At 66.2% G+C, this 20,947-nt stretch carries 22 protein-coding genes and 1 tRNA gene; 13 read left to right on the forward strand and 10 right to left on the reverse strand.

Annotation, left to right across the window (positions count from 1 at the left end; all coding sequences use genetic code 11):
- The first annotated feature begins 25 nt into the window (after positions 1-25).
- From ACAM49_RS06065 to ACAM49_RS06080, 4 genes are all read left to right on the forward strand, one after another.
- Positions 26-110 (forward strand) — tRNA-Leu (locus tag ACAM49_RS06065).
- A gap of 459 nt (positions 111-569) precedes the next feature.
- Complete coding sequence (locus ACAM49_RS06070; RefSeq protein WP_369634515.1) at positions 570-1,244, forward strand: response regulator; 675 nt, start codon at positions 570-572, stop codon at positions 1,242-1,244.
- 180 nt (positions 1,245-1,424) lie between these two features.
- Positions 1,425-1,991, forward strand: a complete 567-nt coding sequence (locus ACAM49_RS06075; protein WP_369634451.1) for a hypothetical protein — start codon at positions 1,425-1,427, stop codon at positions 1,989-1,991.
- 193 nt (positions 1,992-2,184) lie between these two features.
- Positions 2,185-3,375: a sensor histidine kinase gene (locus tag ACAM49_RS06080; protein ID WP_369634452.1), complete on the forward strand. Its 1,191-nt coding sequence runs from the start codon at positions 2,185-2,187 to the stop codon at positions 3,373-3,375.
- Positions 3,376-3,613: 238 nt separating this feature from the next.
- On the opposite strand, the gene ACAM49_RS06085 is transcribed toward ACAM49_RS06080, so the two are convergent.
- Positions 3,614-3,877 (reverse strand): hypothetical protein, encoded by a 264-nt coding sequence (locus ACAM49_RS06085; RefSeq protein WP_369634520.1) that lies wholly within the window; start codon positions 3,875-3,877, stop codon positions 3,614-3,616.
- Here ACAM49_RS06085 and ACAM49_RS06090 point away from each other — a divergent pair.
- The gene (locus ACAM49_RS06090; RefSeq protein WP_369634453.1) at positions 3,834-4,622 is read left to right on the forward strand and encodes a helix-turn-helix domain-containing protein; all 789 of its coding nucleotides are present in this window, start codon (positions 3,834-3,836) and stop codon (positions 4,620-4,622) included. The two genes, ACAM49_RS06085 and ACAM49_RS06090, sit on opposite strands and share 44 nt — an antisense overlap.
- A gap of 91 nt (positions 4,623-4,713) precedes the next feature.
- On the opposite strand, the gene ACAM49_RS06095 is transcribed toward ACAM49_RS06090, so the two are convergent.
- A complete protein-coding gene (locus ACAM49_RS06095; RefSeq protein ID WP_369634454.1) occupies positions 4,714-5,601 on the reverse strand; it encodes a winged helix-turn-helix transcriptional regulator in 888 nt (295 codons plus the stop codon).
- 91 nt (positions 5,602-5,692) lie between these two features.
- Between ACAM49_RS06095 and ACAM49_RS06100 the strand changes: the two genes are divergently transcribed.
- Positions 5,693-6,493 carry an enoyl-CoA hydratase/isomerase family protein gene (locus ACAM49_RS06100; RefSeq protein WP_369634455.1) on the forward strand — a complete coding sequence of 267 codons (801 nt, stop codon included), beginning with the start codon at positions 5,693-5,695 and terminating at the stop codon, positions 6,491-6,493.
- 404 nt (positions 6,494-6,897) lie between these two features.
- Positions 6,898-7,788 carry a fatty acid desaturase gene (locus ACAM49_RS06105; protein WP_369634456.1) on the forward strand — a complete coding sequence of 297 codons (891 nt, stop codon included), beginning with the start codon at positions 6,898-6,900 and terminating at the stop codon, positions 7,786-7,788.
- A gap of 41 nt (positions 7,789-7,829) precedes the next feature.
- Here ACAM49_RS06105 and ACAM49_RS06110 read toward each other — a convergent pair whose 3' ends face one another.
- The 6 genes from ACAM49_RS06110 to ACAM49_RS06135 all read right to left on the reverse strand — a co-directional run bounded on the left by ACAM49_RS06110 (position 7,830) and on the right by ACAM49_RS06135 (position 13,849).
- Entirely contained in the window at positions 7,830-8,594 is a 765-nt protein-coding gene (locus ACAM49_RS06110) for an SDR family NAD(P)-dependent oxidoreductase (protein WP_369634457.1), read from the reverse strand.
- Positions 8,591-9,334: a hypothetical protein gene (locus ACAM49_RS06115; protein ID WP_369634458.1), complete on the reverse strand. Its 744-nt coding sequence runs from the start codon at positions 9,332-9,334 to the stop codon at positions 8,591-8,593. The genes ACAM49_RS06110 and ACAM49_RS06115 overlap by 4 nt, the downstream gene beginning before the upstream one ends.
- A 398-nt stretch (positions 9,335-9,732) precedes the next feature.
- Complete coding sequence (locus ACAM49_RS06120) at positions 9,733-10,545, reverse strand: alpha/beta fold hydrolase (RefSeq protein ID WP_369634459.1); 813 nt, start codon at positions 10,543-10,545, stop codon at positions 9,733-9,735.
- Between the two features lie 65 nt (positions 10,546-10,610).
- Positions 10,611-11,738: a cytochrome P450 gene (locus tag ACAM49_RS06125; RefSeq protein ID WP_369634460.1), complete on the reverse strand. Its 1,128-nt coding sequence runs from the start codon at positions 11,736-11,738 to the stop codon at positions 10,611-10,613.
- 45 nt (positions 11,739-11,783) lie between these two features.
- A complete protein-coding gene (locus ACAM49_RS06130) occupies positions 11,784-12,686 on the reverse strand; it encodes an SMP-30/gluconolactonase/LRE family protein (RefSeq protein WP_369634461.1) in 903 nt (300 codons plus the stop codon).
- A complete protein-coding gene (locus ACAM49_RS06135; RefSeq protein WP_369634462.1) occupies positions 12,680-13,849 on the reverse strand; it encodes a cytochrome P450 in 1,170 nt (389 codons plus the stop codon). Before ACAM49_RS06135 ends, ACAM49_RS06130 begins: the two co-directional genes overlap by 7 nt.
- A gap of 86 nt (positions 13,850-13,935) precedes the next feature.
- Between ACAM49_RS06135 and ACAM49_RS06140 the strand changes: the two genes are divergently transcribed.
- Positions 13,936-14,547: a TetR/AcrR family transcriptional regulator gene (locus tag ACAM49_RS06140; protein ID WP_369634463.1), complete on the forward strand. Its 612-nt coding sequence runs from the start codon at positions 13,936-13,938 to the stop codon at positions 14,545-14,547.
- A 5-nt stretch (positions 14,548-14,552) separates the two neighbouring features.
- Entirely contained in the window at positions 14,553-15,308 is a 756-nt protein-coding gene (locus ACAM49_RS06145) for a helix-turn-helix transcriptional regulator (protein ID WP_369634464.1), read from the forward strand.
- Positions 15,309-15,881: 573 nt separating this feature from the next.
- Here the strand turns inward: ACAM49_RS06145 and ACAM49_RS06150 are convergent.
- A complete protein-coding gene (locus ACAM49_RS06150) occupies positions 15,882-16,262 on the reverse strand; it encodes a hypothetical protein (protein WP_369634465.1) in 381 nt (126 codons plus the stop codon).
- A 359-nt stretch (positions 16,263-16,621) separates the two neighbouring features.
- On the opposite strand from ACAM49_RS06150, the gene ACAM49_RS06155 reads away from it, so the two are divergent.
- The 4 genes from ACAM49_RS06155 (at position 16,622) to ACAM49_RS06170 (ending at position 20,295) form a co-directional block, all read left to right on the forward strand.
- Positions 16,622-16,783 carry a hypothetical protein gene (locus ACAM49_RS06155; RefSeq protein ID WP_369634466.1) on the forward strand — a complete coding sequence of 54 codons (162 nt, stop codon included), beginning with the start codon at positions 16,622-16,624 and terminating at the stop codon, positions 16,781-16,783.
- A 95-nt stretch (positions 16,784-16,878) separates the two neighbouring features.
- On the forward strand, positions 16,879-18,177 hold the full coding sequence (locus ACAM49_RS06160; protein WP_369634467.1) for a PucR family transcriptional regulator: 1,299 nt from the start codon (positions 16,879-16,881) through the stop codon (positions 18,175-18,177).
- A gap of 419 nt (positions 18,178-18,596) precedes the next feature.
- Positions 18,597-19,997, forward strand: coding sequence for an MFS transporter (locus ACAM49_RS06165; protein WP_369634468.1), 1,401 nt, complete (start codon positions 18,597-18,599; stop codon positions 19,995-19,997).
- Between the two features lie 31 nt (positions 19,998-20,028).
- A complete protein-coding gene (locus ACAM49_RS06170; RefSeq protein WP_369634469.1) occupies positions 20,029-20,295 on the forward strand; it encodes a hypothetical protein in 267 nt (88 codons plus the stop codon).
- On the opposite strand, the gene ACAM49_RS06175 is transcribed toward ACAM49_RS06170, so the two are convergent.
- Positions 20,285-20,869 carry a hypothetical protein gene (locus tag ACAM49_RS06175; protein WP_369634470.1) on the reverse strand — a complete coding sequence of 195 codons (585 nt, stop codon included), beginning with the start codon at positions 20,867-20,869 and terminating at the stop codon, positions 20,285-20,287. The genes ACAM49_RS06170 and ACAM49_RS06175 overlap by 11 nt on opposite strands.
- Positions 20,870-20,947 lie beyond the last annotated feature (78 nt).

A 20,947-nucleotide genomic window follows, 5' to 3' on the forward strand; every position in this document is an offset into this window, starting at 1 on the left:
CCGCTAATCTTGTCCAGCATCACCGGTCCGGGTGGCGGAATGGCAGACGCGCTAGCTTGAGGTGCTAGTGCCCGTATTAGGGCGTGGGGGTTCAAGTCCCCCTCCGGACACAGCGACATGTGAATTCTTTTGTGGTCCAACGAAAGTCACACCATTCGTTTCTGAAGCCGTTTTGAACCCCCACCGGACTGTCCGGTAGCCCGACCTGTTCGTGCTGTCATCGCGTACGTCTGGACTTGCGGAAACGGCTTGCAGCGCTTGGGGATTAGCACTCGGGATGCGGGTGCATGGGCGTGGCACTCACGCCAGCCACGGGAGCCCGCCACAACGAAGCCGGCATGGCTAGCATCGACCGCTGACCGGTCACGTCCGCCCTTTCAACCGCCGCGATCCCCGGCGACATCCGGCCGGGGGAATGCTGCGGTCGGACGTGCGCCGAGGCGCCGGGCTGGACTCGTGGGACGAAGCAGTACCCTCCGATTCCAGTGCCGGGTGGCAAGATCAGTGCCGTGACTACTTCGGTCCCAGCGTCGGAGTCGAGTACCGAGTCTCTTGCCGAATCGTCGGCGGTGATCCGCGTCCTGATCGCCGATGACCAGGAAATGGTCCGGAGCGGGTTTCGGCTGATACTCGAGGCGCAGCCGGATATTCGGGTGATCGCCGAGGTCGGGGACGGTGTGGCGTGCGTGGAGGCGGCGCGACGGTTGCTGCCCGATGTCTGTCTGGTCGACGTGCGGATGCCGGGTCTGGATGGGTTGGGGGTGACCCGGCTACTTGCCGGTTCGGAGGTGACCGATCCGCTGCGAGTGGTTGTTGTGACCACGTTCGATCAGGACGACTACGTCTACGGGGCACTGCACGGCGGTGCTTGCGGCTTCCTGCTGAAAGATGCCGGCCCCGAGTTGCTGGTCGCCGCGGTGCGGGCGGCCTATCGCGGTGACGCCCTGGTGTCGCCGTCGATTACGGTGCGACTGCTGGAGAAACTCGGTCGCTTGCAGGAACCTGATGCCGCACTACCGCTGGACGCCGCCGCGCCGGGTGCTCATCAGCTGTCCGACCGGGAGCTGGATGTGGCCAGGCTGGTGGCTCGTGGGCTGACCAATCAGGAGATCTGCGAGCGGCTGTCGGTGTCGTTGGGGACGGTCAAGGCCCATTTGGGCAATATTCAAGCCAAGCTCGGTGTCCGCAATCGGGTGGAGATAGCGGCGTGGGCGTGGGAAACCGGTCAGGTCCGACCGAACTGAGGATTCGGCGGGGTAGGCCATCCGAACGGCCGAAGGGGTCGGCCGTTCGGCCGATCAGCCGAGCGCCGGAAATCGGCTATTCGGCCGAAGCGAGCCCCTGGATTCATTGAATAACCTTCTTCTTGTCCCGCTGCTGAAGGAATTGTCGAAGCAGTCCGAGAAATGGAGAAGGGTGGAGAGATGAAATTCAAGAAGGCCTTGATTTCGACCGCGCTGGTTGCATCGATTCCGCTCTCTGCGGCGATCGTCTCGGCGCCGGCTCAGGCAGCGCCGGTCACGGCGTCCGCAATGGAGGATGCCCCGGACCTCCCGGACTCCACGATTGCTTCGCCTGCCGAAGATATCGCGGACGGCATGGTCACAGACGTGGCGGGTGACGTGGTCGGAGGTCTGGCGGGCGGCGTGCTCGGCACCGGCCTGGGCGCGGCTGACGGCGCGGTGGTCGGCGGTGGGCTCGGCGCTGGTGTGGGCGCCGTCGGCACTTCCCTGGCTGCCGGCGTGGGGATGGGCCTGGCCGGCGCCGCTGTCGGGATGGCAGCGGGGTGTGTGATCGGGTTGCCCGCGTTGATCATCGGTTGTTTGCCGGGCGCGGTTATCGGTGGAGTCATCGGTGGTGGGCTCTTCGGTGTGACCGGGCTTGCCGCTGGCGCGGTCGCCGGTGGTTTGGGTGGCGCCGCTGCCGGCGCGGGTCTGGGCGCGTTGGCCGGTGGCGCGATCGGTGGCGCGACAGGCGCCGCGGTGGGTTAGGTCCGCACGAGTCGACCTGACACCTCGAACAATTCGGCTCCCCGCTCGCGGCTACCGCGGACGGGGAGCCGTTCGGGCACTCGGGGAAGGGTCGCCGATGGGTAAGGCCGTGAAATCATCCCGGACGACCGAAAAGCAAAATTTGTTTCCACGGAATGGTCGCTGGAATTTCTGCATATTATATTCTTGCGGTGTGACAGTTCACCTGCCAATTTCGCGTCACGCCTATTTGGCCGCCGTCGGCACAGCATGGGTGGCTCTTGTCCTGCTCTGGCTGGTTGACCTGTCCAGCGTCACATTGTTTCGCCATGGCCTGCACAATCCGGCGGCGGTCGTTCCCGTCGTGACCGGGCCAGCGTTCGCCACGCTGGTACTGGCCCCAGCCGGGCGGTTCTCGCTGTGGGCGAGGGTTGTTGTCGCAATAGCGGGATCCTGGGCCTTGACGCTGTTCTTCCTGTTGACGCACTATCGCCCCAATTGGTCGTGGGGCCTGCTGGAGACCGGAGCCCTGCTGACGTTGCTCATGCTCGCCGCACGACATATCACGCCCGTCACCACCGTCCTGGCGCAGTGTGTGGCGCTGGGTTCGGCGATCGTCATCGCCCCGCTGCGCACCGGTCACGGGGTCACCGCTCTCAGCGCGTGCTTGGTGCTGACGTTCTGCGCAGGCGCGATCCTGGTCCTCGGCTGCTATCTGCGCGCCCAGGATGCCCGCCGCAGGCGGACGGTCGCGGCCGTGCGGGAGCACGAACGTCTGGAACTCGCACGGGAACTGCACGATTTCGTCGCGCACCACGTGACCGGCATCGTCGTACAGGTCCAGGCCGCGAGGACCATCGGCCATAGCGCGCCGGAACAGGTCGACCAGATACTGCGGAACATCGAGAAGGGAAGCATCGAGACCCTCGATTCGATGCGACGCTTGGTCGGCATGCTCCGACAACCCGAAGAACCCGGTATCTGGCCTGACGACCTGTACACGGGGCTGGCCGACTTGGTGGCACGTTCGGCCGACCTGAACCCGACCCTCGACATCACCGACCGGGCGCGCCAAGCTCAGCTGGTGCCGGAGGTCGCGACCTCCATACAGCGGGTCGTCCAGGAGGCATTGACCAACGTGCGCAGACACGCGCCGGGCACAACGGTCGCGGTCCACATCGACACATGCGATGGTCAGCTACTAGTCCAGATACGGAACAGTCCGCCGCCCGGGCGGGCGAGTCCGTCCGGAGGTCGCGGCGGCTTCGGCCTCATGGGCATGCGAGAACGCGCCGAAGCCGTCGGCGGCGCACTCGCCGCCGGACCCACCGACGACGGCGGCTGGCAGGTCACCGCACGACTCCCTGTCCGCAACACCGAAGGCCAACACAACGAACCCGCTTGACTCCGTACAGGTTCCGCTGCGTCATCGCGCCCGGCTAGCCTTGGAAACAGCTTGCAGCGCTTGCGGATTGCCAACTTTTGCTGGCGCAGGGTTCCGTCATCGTCGGCGATCCCACCAGATTGTCGGCGCGGATAATCGATGTCGCGCACTCAACTGCCCAGCAAAGCGGTGAAGGCCGCGACGCTCGCGTCGATGTCGGTCACCGGATAGACGACGTTGGCGAGTCCTTCGAGTTGGCTCATGGTTCGCACGCTACGGGCGCGCTTTCGCGCGCGATCTCGGCGTCGCGCGCACGGGTTTTCGCTGATTCGCGAACAGCGCGCGATTCGGCGGCGGAGACCGCGTCTACTGCCGTCTCGGTGTGCGGACGTTCCAGGCAGACCGGATCGAGAACTGGTCGCAGGTTTGCAGCGACGCTTTCGTTCCGACGCGCGTGCACGCGGACGAGTCCTTCCAGGGTGAGATCACGCAGCGCACCTTCGCCGACATCGGTCTCTCGCATGTCGTTTCGACCCCGGTCGTGGTGCGTCGGGACGCGTTTCCTGTCGATCCACCTCACCGGTACCGGCTGGGTTGATCAAGCCGGTCGCACCGCGCGATTGACCGCGAACGCCGCCACCCTTCTCGATACCGCACGCCCCTACGAGCTGCGTTTGGACTCGGTGCAAAGCCAACTGGTGCTTCAGGTTCCACGTGTCAGGCTCCGCGGCGCGGTCATCCGAGATTCGACCGCGCGCCTGATCGACCTGGACGCCCCGACTCTGATAATCCTCAGACACGTCCTGACCGGGATCATGAAGGAAGGCTGCCCGACCGGCACCGCCAACCAGCTCGCGGACACCGTCGCCGACCTGCTCTCGGCCCTCCTGCGCCAGCACACCGACGGTCACGGCACCCCGCCACCACTGGCCGGCGAGGCGCTCCTGCACGCCGCGCGCACGTTCATGCGCCGCCACCTGACCGACCCGAACCTCGACGTCGACGCAATCGCCAGCGCTCACGGCGTTTCCCGCCGTTACCTCGAACTGCAGTTCGCGCGTACAGGAGACAGCCCGGCAACGCATTTGCGCGGACTTCGCCTCGCCGAAGCGCAGCGCCGCTTACACAAAACCTCCGCCACGGTGGCCGACATCGCCTATGGCGTCGGTTTCAACGACGTCAACACCTTCACCCGAGCGTTCCGCCGCACCCACAAGATCACCCCTCGCGAGTGGCGGGCCCACCAATCATCAAGCGGCCCACACTGATGAGTCCTGCCACCCGGGGCAACGGGCCGGACTGTCACACTCTGCACGGTATCCGCTCTGCGCCGTACACCCTTGCCGGTGCGGGCGGGCGTCACCGCGCGAGCGATGACGATAGTGCGATCGAGAGGTCTCCTCGGTCGACTTCTCGCCGGCATGCGGAACAGGTGAGCAGCGCGGCGAATGGTTGCCCGCACGGCACGTGGGACAGGGTGATCGGCGGCGCGCCGTCGCTGAGCCATCGGTCACCCCAGGTGAGCATGGCCAGCGGGACCGGGCAAAGGGCCAGGCCCTTCTCGGTGAGGTGGTATCCATCCGCTTGGGTCAGGATGCCCAGCTCGACGAGCCGACTCAGCCGGTGCGACAGGATATTTGTGGCGATGCCCAGCCTGCGATGGAAGTCGTCGAATCGGTGCGTGCCGAAGAAACTCTCCTGGATGATCAGCGAACTCCACATATCGCCGACGACCTGCATGGTGCGGGCGATCGAATCCGGGCCGTTGCGTTCGAGCAGGTCCAGACCTGGCATCCGTTGCCGGCCGACCGAGCCCTGCGGACGACGCACCGGCTCGGGCCGGCGATCGAAGCGCACCTCGCGCGCCAGCACCGCGCGGTGGCAGCTGTCGCAGGCGAGTACCGCATGCATCCGCTGACCGCACTCGCGATGGATGACCTCGACGGGGGGTGGCCCTCCATCTTCCGTGCACCAGGTGTCGCCGAAGTGCAGGGCGGCGAGCAGGCAACCGAGGAAGTCCGCACCACGCCGGGTCGGCAGGTATTCCGGGCCTTGCCGTTCCAGGATGTGCGCCGCGACAAGCCGTTCCAGCCGCAGGGTCAGCGTCGATCGGGCGATGCCCAGGCGTTGCTGGAAGCCGTCGAAGCGCCGCACATCGTGAATCAGTGCCTCGCGCAACACCATCCACGACCACGCGTCGCCGATCACGGTAACCGCGCGAAACACCGAACAGTCCCGTTGCAGCATGGACCGAGTCTACCGACAACCCTTGCATAACGAGACTTCCGCACCCTAGTCTCGTTATGCAAGTCATCGCCGAAACCGGAAGCCGGAAGCCATGAGCGAGCACTACCAGCACCTGATCCTCACCCGCTCCGAGACAGTCACCACAATCACGCTGAACCGCCCACACGTGCACAACGCCCTCGACCGGGCGATGTCGGATGAACTGAACCGGGCCGTACGCGAGGTCCGCGACGACCGCGACTGCCGCATCCTCGTACTACGCGGCGCGGGTGACACGTTCTGCAGCGGTGACGACGTTGCCGAATTCGGCACCTGGACGCCGGAGGACCCGTACTGGCAGGTGCGCAAATATCAAGAGACAGTGCAGATCATCGAGGACCTGACACCGATCACGATCGCAGCCGTCGACGGGGCGTGCACCGGCGGCGGACTCGAACTGACACTCGTCTGCGACTTCGTCATCGCCACCGACCGCACCCGCTGGGGCATGCCGGAAATCGACTGGGACATCACGCCCGGATGGGGCGGCACCTCCCGCCTCGCCCGCGCCGTCGGCACCCGAAAAGCCAAGGAGTGGAACCTGACCGGCGCGCTCTTCGCCGCCGACAAGGCCGAGCGCCACGGCCTCGTCAACCGTATCTGCGCCCCCGATGACCTCGACACCGAAGTTGCGGCGCTCACCGACGTCATGCTTGCCAAACACCCAACCACGGTGCGCCGCACAAAATTCATCATGAACAAGGGCGCCGACCTACCCATCTCCGGCGCACTGGCCTTTGAGGTGCCGATCCAGCCCTTCGCACTCGAAGCGGCAGGCATCCGCGACTTCACCGACCGCAAGGCCCGCGCCACCCGCCGCGAACTCTCCCAGCACTTCTGGCAGAACAGCTGAGATCAGCCCGCACTCACCACCCGCGCCGGTGCCGGAAACGGCACCGGCGCGGGTGGTACGGCCCCGACGCGCGCGAGGTCGGGGAGCGCGATCGTGCACTCGCCTCACGCCACGGTGCTATTCCGTGCCATACCGAGGTATTACATCGAACGAGAATCCTGTCGATAGCGTCGAATCGTCCTTCCCCGCACCGATTTCCGTGCGACGGTGGCCTCGCCGATTCAGCTCTCAGGAAAGATCTCATGAAGACCTCTGCCTTGGTTCCCGAACCCGCTCCGCCGTCATCGCGAAACGGAGCCGGCCGTGATTACGCTCGTCTCCTGCGCCGGGTCTCCGAGGCGGGATTGATGGAGCGGCGTCCACGCTATTACGTAATCCGGCTGAGCCTGGTCGGGTTCGCGTTCGTGGCCGGCTGCGCGGCGTTCGTCCTGGTCGGTGACTCGTGGTGGACGCTCGCGGTCGCGGCGTTCATGGCGGTGACTTTCGCGCAGGTCGCGCTCGTCATGCATGATGTGGCGCACCGTCAGGTGTTTCGGACGCGCCGCTCGACGGAAATCGTCGGCCGGATAGTCGGCAACGCGGGTATCGGTTTGGGGTACGGCTGGTGGCAGGACAAGCACACGCGCCATCACGCCAACCCGAACCACGAGGAACTCGACCCTGATGTCGCGCCCGACATTCTGGTCTGGTCGCAACGGCAGGCGCGGGCCAGCCGTGGTCTGGCTCGAATCATCGGGCGGTCGCAGGCTTTTCTGTTCTTTCCCCTGCTGTTGCTGGAGGGCCTCAACCTGCATGTGGCCGGCATCCGTGCGCTCGGAAAGCGGTCTCTCAAGCACCGCGCGCTGGAGGGCGCGCTGCTCTTTCTTCACGTCACCGCCTATCTGGCCGCGCTGTTTCTGGTGCTGCCCGCTGACAAGGCCGTCGCCTTCTTCGTTGTTCACCAAGCGCTGTTCGGCCTGTACATGGGATGCATCTTCGCCCCGAACCACAAGGGCATGCCGACCCTGACCGGCGACGACCGCCCCGACTACCTGCGCCGGCAGGTGCTGACCTCCCGCAATGTGCGCGGCGGGGTCTTGACCGATCTCGCCCTCGGTGGGCTCAATTATCAGATCGAGCACCACTTGTTCCCGAGCATGCCGACCCCGAACCTGCGCCACGCCCAGGTGATCGTCCGCGCCTACTGCGCCGACATCGGCGTCGACTACTACGAAACAAGCCTGATCTCCTCCTACCGCGAGGCGCTGAAACACCTCCACCACGTCGGTGAACCCCTCCGCGCCACCGACCACTGACCGACGGAGTCTCTTGCAGCGCAATGGAATGCGCTCACACCTCAGATGTGTGCTCCCCCGTCGACCTGAATCACCGTCCCGGTGATGAATTCGGCGTCCGGGGAGGCGAGCATGGCGACCACACCGGCCACCATGTCCGGTGAACCGAGCAGAGGGCCGATGGCGGGGGCCATCTTGGACAGTAGTGACGGATCGATGTCCATGGGTGGGGTGAGGCTGTAGGTCATGGCGGTTTCGATGCCGCCGGGGGCGACACATACGGCGCGCAAGCCCTGTTTGCTGTATTCGAGAGCCAAAGCGCGCGTGAAGGATTCGAGGCCGCCCTTGCTGGCGGCGTAGGCCGCGCGGTAGGGGGCGGCGTAGGCGGCGGCGTTCGAGCTGATGTTCACCACGACCGGGCGGGGAGACTCCAGGAGGGCCGGTAGTGCGCTGCGGGTTACCAGGAACGCGCCGGTGAGATTGGTGCCCAGCACTTCGTTCCACAGCGCGCTGCTGGTCTCGTGCACATGCGACATCCGGACTATCCCGGCCGCGTTGATCAGCACGTCGAGTCCACCGAGCTCGGCGACGACCTTGGGCACCACCCGTTCCACGGCGGATTCGTCCGCGATATCGAGGGTTTCGATACGCAGCCGCTCGTGCACTGCCCGTTCCCGGGCCAGTTCGACCGTCCGCTCCAGGGCGGCGGGCGTGCGGGCGACCCCGCAGACTGTCGCCCCTTCGGCGAGTAGGCGGAGTGTGATCGATTGTCCGATACCGGAACTCGCACCGGTGACGAGTACCCGGCGATCGGTGAAGCGCGTCATGCCACCTCCGCCGACAGTCCGGACAGCCGCCGTGCGATGGCCGGCAGCCGGTCCAGATCGGCCGGTTCGGCGATCACCTCGACCGGGAACGGTTGCACCGCGGGCGCGGGCAATCCCGGGCCGAGTACCAAGCCACCGGTCATGCCGAGCAGATCCATCTCCGCGATGAGCGGTTCGTAGCGTGCGGGGAGCAGATTGTGTGTGAGCACGAAATGCTTGACCTCCTCGGCCGATCGGAGCGCCCGCTGCCGCGCCGGTGAGCACACCGGAATACGCGGATCGCGAAATATCATGCCTTCCACGAATTCCCGCATGAAGTCGACCGCGTGCTGTTGCAGCGGCGAATGAAACGCACCCTGATAGGCATCGAGAATGTACATCTGCCGGGACCGCGAATCGGCTTCCACCTCGGCGAGTATTTCCCGCAGCGCCGCCAGATGGCCGGAGAGCACGAAGGAACGCATGACCGCGTCGACCGGCCCGGTATCGACCGCGAGATACACCCCCGGCCGTCGCTTGCCGTAATAGTTCTTCGGCGCATCGGAGACCGGTGTGTACATCAGTGCCATGCCCTGTGCCGCAACATCCTCCGGCAGCGGCACCAATCGCCGCCGGTGCAGCAGCCCGAACAGCTCGTCCCGGGCCACGGATCCAGCCACACAGGTGGCGATGAGCGCGCCGAGGCTCAGACCGCCCGCGGCCTCCGGCCGCAACCCGCGCCCGGCCAGTTCCTCCGCCACCCGAGCGCGAAGGCGGCCTGCCGGAGCGCGCCGATACTGTGGCCGTCCTCGCCCGAATCGTTCGATGTCTCCGGGTATTCGGATTCGGGAATGCGCGCCCGCAAGTTATCGAGGGGAATTCCGGTCGCGATCGCGGCCTGTTCGTACGCGATACCCACGGCCGGGCAGGCTCGCGCGAATTCGTCGATAGTCTCGGCCGTCAGGCTTACCTGGCCACCGAACAAAAAGGAAATCGACATGGTTCTACCCCACTACCTGTACTCGAGGTGAAGAAGTGGCGACGGTGCCGAGAAAAATACAACAGGCGCGCGGGTTGTCCGGGCAATAGTCTCACCGGCCCGGGTACTGCCCACCCCCTGGCCAGGGGTACCCCTCGCGCGGGGGCACCCCGAACGGGATCAGAGCCGCAGTGAATCGAGGAAACGCAGGATGAGCGCGTTCACCTCGGGGCCGTGCGTGAGCATGACGGTGTGCGCGGCCCCCTCGATGGTGCGGAATTCGGTGGGCCCGCCGAGACCGGCCTCCAGGACGCGCATGGTCTGCTGGCTGAACGCGGGATCCGCCGCGCCGCGCACAAGCAAAGCGGGACAGTCGATATCGCCCAACAGCTCGACGATGGAATCCACATTGATCAGGCTGTCGACGGCCTTCGACACTCGCCGCCGGTCGCCATCGAGCCACTTCTGCAGCCAGCGCGCATAATCGTCACGGTTGGCGCTGATCGTCAGCCCCGCAACCATTTTCGCGATCGCCTCGAGCGGCGCGGTCCCGGTCCACGCGTCCAGGACCTGCCGATAGCCCTCCCGCTGCGCCGGGGTGTATGACTCGGCGGAGGTGCCGATGAGTATCAGCCCGGCGCAGCGTGGCGGGGCCAGCAGCGCCATCCGCAGGGCGATGAATCCACCCAGGTCGAGGCCACCGGCCACCACGCGGTCGATACCCAGGTGATCCACCACCGCCCAGGCGTCACGGGCCAGATCCCACGAGCTGAAAGGCGTATCGCCGCTGCGGGTTTCACCGTGCCCCCGCGCATCGATGGCGACCACCCGGTAGCGGGTGCCGAGTTCCTCGGTGTGCCGCCGGAAGGACGAGGCCGCCTGGTCGAACACCTCATGATCCATCAGGAACGGATGCCCGAGGACCACCGCCGGACCCTCGCCCCCGCTGTCGGTGAAGAACACCTGCGCCCCCGCGGAGATGGCATAGGGCATGAACAATCGGCTCCTGTCAGACGAACGACCGGCAGCAGCCTAACAAGCCCGTACCCCAACGGTTTTCACCACATGACGGGCAGCTCCTCCACGCCGCCGGTGAAGGTGCTGGTGCGCATCCGGATCTCCTCCGGCGCGACCGCCAGCCGCAGCGTCGGGAACCGGATCGCCAGCTGCTGGAACACAGATTGCAGCTCCACCCGGGCCAGGGGTGCGCCGATGCAGTGCCGCAGGCCATACCCGAAGGTGACATGCGTTGCGCCCGAACGGGTCAGATCGACGCTGTCGGGATTGGGGAAGACGTCCGGGTCGTGATTGGCGGCGGTGATGTCGAGCAGCACGAGCTCACCGGCCCCCACCGCCACGCCCTCGATCTCCACACCCGCACGGGCGTAGCGCGGGATGCGGATGGCGTCGTTCACCCGCAGCAGCTCCTCGACGCCTGACTGCACCAGCCCCGGATCATCCACCAGTCGTCGCCACTGATCCTGATTGCGCAGCAGATTCAACGCACCCAAACCGATTTCGACGACGGTCGATTCGTGCCCGCCGAACAGCAACCCCATGCCCAGGGTGGCGACGCCGTTGTCGCTGACATCGCCCCGCTCGATCAGGTGGGTGATGATGTCGTCCCCGGGCTCACGGTGCTTGCGCGCCACCAGTTCGCCGAAGTAGCCGAAGAGGCCGGCGATGCCCGCACCCACCTTCTCGTTGTCGTGCTTGTCAGCGACCCCTTCGGTCCAGGAACGGAATTGCTCGCGATCGGCGTAGGGCACCCCGAGCAGTTCGCACATGACCAGCATGGGCAGCGGCGATGCCACCAGGGCGCGCAGGTCGGCCGGGGAGCCGTGCGCCTCGAGGTCGTCGAGCAGCCCCTTGGTGAGCTCGTCGATGTGCGGGCGCATATCGCGCATGCGGCGCGGTGAGAAGTAGGGCACGACCAGCTCACGCAGCCGGGCCTGGTCGTGTGGTTCGGTGTCGAAATCGCCGGTGGGGCCGCCGAAGAACATCGATTCCGAATCGCGCGAGGCGGTCTCGGGCGTGGGGTGCGAGCGGCCGAAGCCGGGATCGCTGAAGAGTGTGCGGACCTGGGTGTAGCCGGATGCCAGCCAGGCATCGTGGCCGAGGGATGTGGTGGTGCGCTGGATGGCAGCGGTGACGGGACAGGTCTGGGGCAGCGGTTCCGCGGTCATCACGGACTCCTTCAAAAGATGAAAACTTGCTGTGGGGTCGTCGGTTCACGAATCGAGATGGACATGCAGCAGGTCGCCGCGCGTGGTGGCGACCAGCAGGTCGTGGTAGGAGCCCGGTGGCACGGCGACCGCTGTCATGCCGCCACCGGTCAGCACGGTGCAGGCGGCATGGGTGGCGGGGTCGATGCGCACCAGGTGGCCGGTGGTCGTGGCGTCGTAGAGCGAGCCATCCCCCGTGCGCGCCAAATCATCGGGCAGGGAGGGCAATCCGATCGTGGCAGCCAGGTCCGCCACGATCGCAGGGTGGGCGGGGTCGGCGATCGGCACGCGCAGTACGCGTCCGGTGGGGCTGAGGTACAGGGTGACGTAGAGCGCGTCGCCGTCGCTCGCGAGCCCGTCCGCGCCGAAATTCCTGGCGAGTGAAGACCATTCGCGGTCCACGGAACCGTCGGGGCGGATGCGGATGATCCCGGCCGAGGTATCGGCGACATAGAGTTCGCCGCCGGGGCCGAAGGCCAGGCCATTGGCCATGCCGAGGCCGTCGGCGAAGGGTTCGGCGGTCGGTGCGGCCGCATCCGGGTCAATGCGCACGACACCGCCACCGCTCGAGCCCGGCGTCAGATTGGACAGCGAATTGCCGTAGGTGACATACATTCTCCCGTCCGGGCCGAGCTTGATCGCACCCGGCGAAGGCACGGCGACCGTCGCGGTGATTCGCCCAGTAGCGTCGTAGCGCTGCACCTCGTTGCGCCGGACGCGGGTGACCCACAGGTCGCCGTTCCCGTCGTAGCCCAGGCCCTCGGCCCAGTCGAGGTCCGGCGTTTCGGCCGCCGACATCACCTCCGAGCGCGCGGGCGCACACGAAACCGGCTCGGCCACCGCCGAACCCGCGTGCAGCAGCCCGGCCGCCAGGCCCAATGTCACCCCCGCCGCCGCGAATCTCACCATGCGACCGGCAGTTCGGTCACGCCATTGGTCGCGACGTCGGTGCGGAAGTTCAGCTCGGCCGGGTCGACGGCGAGGTGCAGGTTCGGGAACCGCGCAATGAGCTGTTCGAAGACGACTTCGAGTTCGACCCGGGCGAGCGGCGCTCCCAGGCAGTAGCGCGGGCCGTAGCCGAAGCCCAGATGCTGCGCCTCGCCGCGGGTGATGTTCAGGCTGCGCGGATCGGTGAAGACCGTCGGATCGTGATTGGCCGAATCCACATCCAGCAGGAGGAGTTCGCCTTTCGCGATGGGCACGCCCTCGACCTCGAAATCGGTGCGGGCATACCGGGCGAACCCGGTGGATTTGTGCAACCGCAGCAGTTCGTCCACGGTGTCGGGCACCAGTTCGGGACGCGAGACCAGCAATTCCCACTGTTCGGGGTTCTGCAGCAAAGCCAGTGCACCCAAACCGATTTCGACGACCGAGGTCTCGTGACCGGCGAGCAGCAGCGACAGGGTGAGCGTGGCGATCACATCATCGCTGAGACCCTCGACCTCGCACAGGCTCGGCAGCACGCCCGTACCGCCGGGCGTGCGCCGCTGCTGCTCCACCAGCGATTTGCTGTAGGCGAACCATTCCGCCCCGGCCTGGGCCGATTTGGCGGCGTCGTACTTGTCGAAGAGCGCGGCGGTCCACTCTCGCACCATTTCCCGGTCCGAGTACGGGACGCCGATCAATTCGGTGATGACCAGCAGCGGGAGCGGGACGGCGAGGGCGGCGTGCAGGTCGGCGGGACCACCCGCGGCGGCCATGTCGTCGAGCAGCCGGCTGGTGAATTTCTCTACGCGAGGCCGTAATTCGCGCATTCGGCGGGGCGAGAAGAAGGGGTTGAGCAGCTGTCGCATGCGGGCGTTGTCCTCGGGCTCGGTCTCGAAGTTGCCCAGCGGCGAGCCGAAGAAGACCGAGTACGAGGAGCGCGGAGCGGTGGCCGGCGTCGGATGCGCGCGGCCCAGCCGGGCATCGGTGAACAGGTCCTTGACCAGGTGGTAGCCGCACACCTGCCAGGCCGGATCGCCGGTGGGCGTCGCGACTCGTCGAATCGGCTCCGCGGCAGCGCTTTCCGACATCGGACAGCGCGGCACCTGGGCCGCGGAGGGAGTGGTGGTCTCGGTTTCGGTGGTCATGAACGCTCCTACCTTTACACGCACTTGTACAATCTCACTTAAACATAAGCGGTTGTACCATTCCACCCGAACAAGGAGGTGAATCCGTGCCACCCAATCGAACTCGGCCCCCGACGGCACCCGAGCCCACCCGCCGCATGCCCCGCGCCGAGCGCCGCGAGCAGCTGCTCGATGCGGCGACGCGGGCGGTGGCGGCCAATGGATTCGCGGGTACCGGACTCGATCAGATCGCGGCCGAGGCCGGGGTCTCGCACGTGATCCTCTACCGGCACTTCGACTCCAAGGCGGACCTCTACCGAGCCGCCCTCGAACGCGCCTACACCCGGCTCGGCGACGCGGTCGGCACCGACACCCCTGACGGCACCAGCATCCCCGCGCTACTCGCCGCCGCGGCCGCCGATCCGGACGCCTTCCGCCTGCTCTTCCGACATGCCGTGCGGGAACCCGATTTTCACGATGTGAGCGACATGGTGCGCGGCTACTCCGTCCTGATCGCCCAGCGCTACCTGACCCAGGCCGTCCCGGCCGGACCCTGGCAGGACTGGGCCGCCGCCGTCATCCCCGCCTACATTCTCGACGCGGTGATCGCCTGGCTCGATATCGGCCAACCCGCCCTCGCCGACGCCGCCGCCCGCATCGCGCGCGGGGCGGCCGCTCTGGTCGAAGTGGCGAAAGGCGAAACGACTCAGCAGGATTGAACACGATGGACGATCTACAGCCCCCCAGCCTTGCCGAGTTCGTTCGCGCCCGCCGCCTGCGCCCCACCCCCGACGACTCCTCCGGCCTGAGTCGCCAGCAACTCGCGGCCGCCATCCACTCCAGCGTGGGCTACTTGGCGAAGATCGAACAGGGTGAAGCCCGCAACCCCAGCCCCTCGGTGCTGGATGCCCTGGCCGAGGCATTGACCCTGACCCCCGACGAGCGTCGCCACCTCTATCACCTTGCCCAGCAACATATCCCGGACGCCTCGTCGTCCTGTGACGTCGACGACGCCCTGCTGGAGACCGACCTCGATGCCCTGACGCCCCACCCGGCGGCCGTCCTGGACCGCGGCTGGCAAATCCTGGCCAGCAACACCGCGTTCGAAGCGGCCTTCCCCGGCCTGCCTGCCAAGGGCAATGCACTGACCTGGATGTTCACCGACCCGCGAGCACGTCTGGTCATGGAGGAATGGGAACGCGAAGCCGACCAGATGGTCGGCCGGTTCCGAGCCTGCGCCGCCCGCTCCGTCACCAACGACCTGACGTCACCCCTGCTGCGGGCGCTGGCTCCTAATCCCGATTTCCACCGCCTGTGGACCACCGGCCACGTCTACCAATCCCGGCCCTCCCCCGCGCTCCATCTCCGGAACCGAAAAACGGGCCACCCCTACACAATCCACCTGCAGCGCCTACGCACACGCACGCACAAACTCCTGCTGGGCCTTCCCGTCGGAAGAGAAGAACCTCAGCGGGAGTAGGCAAGGGCCCGGGTGCTACTTCCCGCCGCGGTATTCAGAGATCTCGCGTGCGCGGAAGTCCATATTGTTGCGGTCGTGGAAGAACGCGAACACTCCTGCTGTCGCAATGCCCGCGAGGATGAGCGTGACCATGATGAACCGCCCTTCGTCGTTCGGAGGAAACAGTGGACCAATCGCGAGCGTAAGATTCCGCACCGCTGGTCGGCAATGGGATGGGATGGACGGCACAGTCGCCCGTGAGATGGTCACATCGGCGTTCGAATGTGATCTACAGACCGCGCGTCATTGGTTCATAGGGCGTGGCAGACAAGGATCATCAGCACACACAGTGGCGCGGCGAGACTCACCGCGAGTGACAGCCATGTTCCCCCGCGCGCGATGGGCCTGCGTGTGAGGTCGGGTTCGAACATGGATGTTCCCTCAGCTGGCGAGTAATGCGATGGAAGGTGCAAATGTAATCGCCATCACATGTCGTTCGAAGACGCATAACCTCCAAGACCGTCCAGGGACCCGACGGCGGCGGTTGGACGAACCTCCAGCCGCGCGAGTGACAGATTCATCGAACAGCGCCACTCATTGGCGGCAGATATCTGTATGGGCCTTGAAGATCGTCAGGGCGTTGACAGTTTGGCCGGAAGCCTGCTGGGCCGAGATCCCGCCGATGCCGTACTTGAAGGCGGGGTTGCCCGGCACGCGTACGGAGCTGGTGTCGATTCCGATGTACAGGTCGGGGTAGGCGGCACGGACCTGATCCCGCGTGGAACCCACCGTGATGCCTTCCGGCGTGCTGGCCGCGGCAGGCAACGAGATCTCCACGATCTCACCGTGATTGAAACTGCCGGAGGTACCGAAGCGGGTCCTGAAGGAGTGACACGCGAACGGATCGAGTTTGGCGTTATCGAACCAAGCGACGTCGGTGATATCTCCGGTCAGCACAGCTTCCGCAATGCCCATGCCGACTCGGAGATTCCCGGATCCGGTCGGCCCGAACGTCTCCGGAGCCGGAGCGGCATGGCCGATCGCACTGGGCCCCAGGACGGCCAACGCGGCGCCGAAAACTACTGTGGGGACTAGAAATCGCATGTCGAATCCTCCCGATGTTATAGCTGACAGGCGAATATCCACGACCACTTTGTCGTGTATTCGAATGGCGTCAGTCGCCGACCCGGTGCACCACTACGGTATGGCCCGGCCACACCTTCGGCGTTGTCCGCGCACACAAGAAATGGCGCCAGCTATGTGACCGGCCACTGACATTTCTGCCGGGAGATGACCCACGATGGACGCACTGCAACCTGCATGGAGGTTTCTCTATGGCTTACATCGCCACTGTTCTCGGGTATCTCATCATCTTCGCCCTGACGCCGGCCTGCTGGCTGATTTTGCGATCGGTGGGCAAAGGGGCAATTCAGATCGACATCGAGCCCATATCTCCCCCGCACAAACAAGATTCAACAAACAAAACCGGAGCGTAGCCAATGTGCAGGATCCTGGGCATTATCGCGAGAATTATCGGTACATTCCTCATGGTCTTCGGCGTCGGATAGACCGTTCGCTAGTCTGAATCACTGTGGTCCGCGAGTCGCAGCCCTCACCGGCAACGGTGCTGGAAACCAAGTGGGTCCGGCTAGCCGATCGGCTAGCCCAGGGGACCAATGCGCTGGTGTCGGCGACTCTCGATGAGGCCAGGCGGCAACTCGCGACCTACCGGGCCTTGCCCGAAGAGGCGATGGCCGGTGACATCAAGCGCGTGACCCGCAAGAACATCGAGTTGTTGATCGTCATGATCCGATCCGGCGAACTGCCCGAGCCGGCGGCGTTCGCGGAGATCGAGGAGTCGGCGCGCAACCGCGCTGAGGAGCGGCTCCCGCTGGCCGACATCGTCGCCGCCTATCACGTCGCCGGGCAGGTGTGGTGGCAGGCGATCACCGACGCCGCGGCCGCCACCGGAGACGAGGCCTCTCTGGTGCAGATCGGTGTCCTCGTGCACCGCTACCTACGCGAGGCCGTCGCCGCCGTGCTGCGCGGTTACGGCGCGGACGAGGCGCCGCTGCCGGCCGCCGATCACGACCGGAAGATGCTGTACCAGGCCCTGGTCGCGGGTACCGATCCGGCCGCCACCGCGCAGCGCTTCGGTCTGGCACTCGCAACGACGTACTGGGTGATAGCGATTCGCGTCCAGGCGGAGCTCGCGGCATCCGGCGAGGTCGCCACCACCGTGGCGGCTCGCCGGGCCGCCCGGCGGCTGGAACGCGAACTCGACCGGGCGGGCCGCGGCACCACCTTGCGCACCGTCATCCACTCGGGCGGTGTCGCGCTGATTCCGATCACCGATCCGTTCGAGGACGGCCGCGAGCTACCGATCGAGGAATGCTTCGCCAAACTGGAGCGTGAACTTCTGGCCGTCCAGCGCGGTGTAGGTGCACCGGTGTTGTTCGCGGTCGATCGCGCCGCCGTCGAGGACATTCCGGTCGCCGTCGTGGAGGTGCAGGACCTGCTGAGCGTGGCGCAGTACGGGCAACGCAGCTCCGGGGTCCTGCGATTCCGCGATCTGGCCGTCGAATACCAGCTCAGCCGACCGACGCGGGTGACACGGCTACAGCGAAACCTTTTGTCCCCGTTGGATATCGACCCGGTGCTGCGCGAGACGCTGGAGGCCTACATCTGGCACCAGTGCAATGCCAACGCGGCCGCCGCGGTCTTGCACGTCCACTCCAACACGGTGCTCAACCGCCTCCGCAAAATAGCCGACCTACTCGACCTCGACCTCAACCGCCCGCGCGACCTCATGCGCATCTTCGCCGCCATCATGGCCGCCAATTTCGGCCCCGACCCCGCCGCTTCCCAACGCGACATCTATTTCGACTGAGGCGTTGTGGGTCAAGGGGATGGTTATGTCGCGGGGTGGCCCGGTGTGATCCACCCAACAGTCGCCCCGAGAGGTTGCTGTGAGCTTCTCGTAATTTGCTGGTAACTAAGCAGCCAATTGATTAGGCTAAGGAAAGTGTTGGGCTTCCCGGCCACGCCGACGACGTCGTAGGGCCTGTCCCGCAACCCGAGCGTTCGCGCTCTCGTTCAACGATCCGATCGCCGACCTTCCTGCGGCGGCTGGTGCGGGATCTCCGCCTGCCGGGCCGCATACGCGCCGCTGTCGATGCTCTCGCGGAGCTGGCGATTTCCGAGTCCGAACGTCTGCCAGACGTCGGCTGTTTCACCTCCGTCGGGCGGTAGCGGTTCAGGACGCGTGCCCACGCACCTGTAGTTCGTCGAACCGTAGGAGGCAGACCTGTGAGGCCGGGAGTTGTAGCGCCCCAGTCCGATATCCGATACGAACCCGGCGACACTCCCCCGCGCAGCACCTTCGGTTCCCTGCGAAATCGCAACTACCGCTTGTTCTTCACCGGTCAGGTGGTTTCCAATATCGGCACCTGGATGCAGCGGATCGCGCAGGACTGGCTGGTGCTCAGCCTTACCGGATCCGCGGCCGCGGTTGGTATCACGACGGCGCTGCAGTTCCTGCCCATGCTCCTGTTCGGGCTCTACGGCGGCGTGCTGGTGGACCGGTTGCCCAAGCGGCCGCTGCTGGTGTTCACCCAATCCGCGATGGGCGCAACCGGACTCGCGCTGGGCGTGCTCACCCTCACCGGTCACGTGCACGTATGGCATGTCTACGCAACGGCTTTCGTGCTCGGCCTGGTCACCGTCGTCGACAACCCGGCCCGCCAGGCCTTCGTCTCCGAGATGGTCGGCCCGGATCAGCTGGCGAACGCGGTCAGCCTGAATTCCGCCAACTTCCAGTCCGCCCGGCTCGTCGGCCCCGCGGTCGCGGGCGTGCTGATCGGGGCGGTCGGCAGCGGATACGCCTTCGTGTTCAACGGGCTGTCCTTCCTGGCCCCGATCGCGGCACTGTTGCTGATGTGCACGGCCGATTTGCGCGAGGTCGAGCGCACGCCGCGCGGCAAGGGCCAGTTGCGCGAAGGACTGCGCTATGTCGCGGGCCGCCCCGAACTGCTCTGGCCGATCGTGCTGGTCGGCTTCGTCGGCACCTTCGGATTCAACTTCGCGATCTGGCTCACGGCCTTCACCCACACCGTCTTCCATTCCGGCGCACAGACATACGGCCTGCTCAACTCGCTGATGGCGGCCGGTTCGCTGGCCGGTGCCCTGCTCGCGGCCCGCCGCGCCACGTCCCGCCTGCGCATGCTGGTCGCCGCCGCGCTGATCTTCGGCCTGCTCGAGGTCGTGGCCGCGATGACCCCGTCCTTCTGGCTGTTCGCGCTCCTGCTCATCCCGATCGGCATGGCCGGCCTGACCGTGAACGTGACCGCCAATTCCTCGATCCAGATGGCCACCGATCCCGCCATGCGCGGCCGTGTCATGGCACTGTTCATGATGGTCTTCACCGGCGGCACCCCGATCGGCGCACCCTTGGTCGGCTGGCTCACCGACACCTACGGCGCCCGCATCGGCTTCGCCGCCGGCGGCGCGATCTCGGCCCTCGCCGCCCTGGCCATCGGCCTGATCCTCACCCGCATCGCGGGCCTGCGCCTCCGCGAACTCCACGCTCCGTCCATCTGGCGCGCAGTGGTGAATCCCGAACCCCCGCATCGCGATAGCGAAACCGACCGACCGCACGCTGATCGCCCGCCAACGGCGCGCCCCCGACCGCGCCCGCAGGTCGCGGCATAGGCTCTGACGGAATGGAACTGGATGCGATCATGTGGCCCGATTCGCCGTGGCCGATCATGCGTGCGGAGTGGCAGCGGGCCGAAGAACTGGGCCCAGGCGCCGGCTGGATTTACTACCACTGTGTGTACTCGGCTACGGCGACGAGCGCCCGCTGGCCTCGGTCGAGGCATTCCGCGACGCCGTCGGCCGCTACGCACAACTCGGGATATCCAGACTGGCCATCCTGTGGCCGCGCGGCGACGGCGCGGCAGCGGCCATGGGAGTACTGGAGCAGGCCGCGGCCGAGGTCAGCGGTTGATCGGGAGCCAGCCGGGCCAGGGGCGGGGGCCGATGTCGCCGCGGATGCAGGCGAGTCGGCGGGTGGCTTGGGTTGGATGGCGGGTGGCGGGTTGGATGGCGGCGATGGTCATGGCGAATTCTTGGATGTCGCGAAGGAGATAGAAGCGGCCGCAGCGGGCGACGTCTTGGCCGTAGGTCTGGCAGAAGGTCACGTATTGGGTTGTGTTCAGCCAGCCGAAAGACCAGTACGCCATCGCAATCGGGACCAGATCCCATTCCGGGGGGCCGAGCGTGGTGGGTTCGGAATTCAGCGGGGTCGCGCAGTCGTCCTCGCCGGTGAGGACGCCATCGATGCGGGTCGCCCCGCGGATGACGCACGAGGATCTGCCTTCGGGCAGGCCGCTCCAGCGGCCCTGCAGCTCCGCGAGATAGCCGTGCAGCCATCGTCGATCCTCGATATCGAGATCGGGTGCGGCGGCGATTCCGCGGGCGAGTCCGGTGAACGGATCGAATTCGGCCGACTCGATACCGCGGGGCGGTGGCAGTTGGTGGACGTGTTTCAAGGTATCGGCCAGGCGGATGAGTTCGAGCATCGCGTGCACCTTCGCTGAACACCAAGCGGCATGGGTGTTTTCATTGTGTTCGCAGCCGCGCCGGATGTGGATCGCGCC

It is taken from the genome of Nocardia sp. JMUB6875 (genome assembly GCF_041154655.1).
In the GTDB taxonomy this organism is placed as follows: domain Bacteria; phylum Actinomycetota; class Actinomycetes; order Mycobacteriales; family Mycobacteriaceae; genus Nocardia.

What these genes read in the sequence shown, in the direction of transcription:
- ACAM49_RS06100 (WP_369634455.1), top strand. Translation starts at nt 5,693, where the DNA reads ATGAGCGAGCACTACCAGCACCTGATCCTCACCCGCTCCGAGACAGTC.
- ACAM49_RS06120 (WP_369634459.1), bottom strand. Translation starts at nt 10,545, where the DNA reads ATGCCCTATGCCATCTCCGCGGGGGCGCAGGTGTTCTTCACCGACAGC.
- ACAM49_RS06095 (WP_369634454.1), bottom strand. Translation starts at nt 5,601, where the DNA reads ATGCTGCAACGGGACTGTTCGGTGTTTCGCGCGGTTACCGTGATCGGC.
- ACAM49_RS06155 (WP_369634466.1), top strand. Translation starts at nt 16,622, where the DNA reads ATGGCTTACATCGCCACTGTTCTCGGGTATCTCATCATCTTCGCCCTG.
- ACAM49_RS06145 (WP_369634464.1), top strand. Translation starts at nt 14,553, where the DNA reads ATGGACGATCTACAGCCCCCCAGCCTTGCCGAGTTCGTTCGCGCCCGC.
- ACAM49_RS06085 (WP_369634520.1), bottom strand. Translation starts at nt 3,877, where the DNA reads ATGCGAGAGACCGATGTCGGCGAAGGTGCGCTGCGTGATCTCACCCTG.
- ACAM49_RS06125 (WP_369634460.1), bottom strand. Translation starts at nt 11,738, where the DNA reads ATGACCGCGGAACCGCTGCCCCAGACCTGTCCCGTCACCGCTGCCATC.
- ACAM49_RS06075 (WP_369634451.1), top strand. Translation starts at nt 1,425, where the DNA reads ATGAAATTCAAGAAGGCCTTGATTTCGACCGCGCTGGTTGCATCGATT.
- ACAM49_RS06150 (WP_369634465.1), bottom strand. Translation starts at nt 16,262, where the DNA reads ATGGGCATTGCGGAAGCTGTGCTGACCGGAGATATCACCGACGTCGCT.
- ACAM49_RS06130 (WP_369634461.1), bottom strand. Translation starts at nt 12,686, where the DNA reads ATGGTGAGATTCGCGGCGGCGGGGGTGACATTGGGCCTGGCGGCCGGG.
- ACAM49_RS06135 (WP_369634462.1), bottom strand. Translation starts at nt 13,849, where the DNA reads ATGACCACCGAAACCGAGACCACCACTCCCTCCGCGGCCCAGGTGCCG.
- ACAM49_RS06110 (WP_369634457.1), bottom strand. Translation starts at nt 8,594, where the DNA reads ATGACGCGCTTCACCGATCGCCGGGTACTCGTCACCGGTGCGAGTTCC.
- ACAM49_RS06175 (WP_369634470.1), bottom strand. Translation starts at nt 20,869, where the DNA reads ATGCTCGAACTCATCCGCCTGGCCGATACCTTGAAACACGTCCACCAA.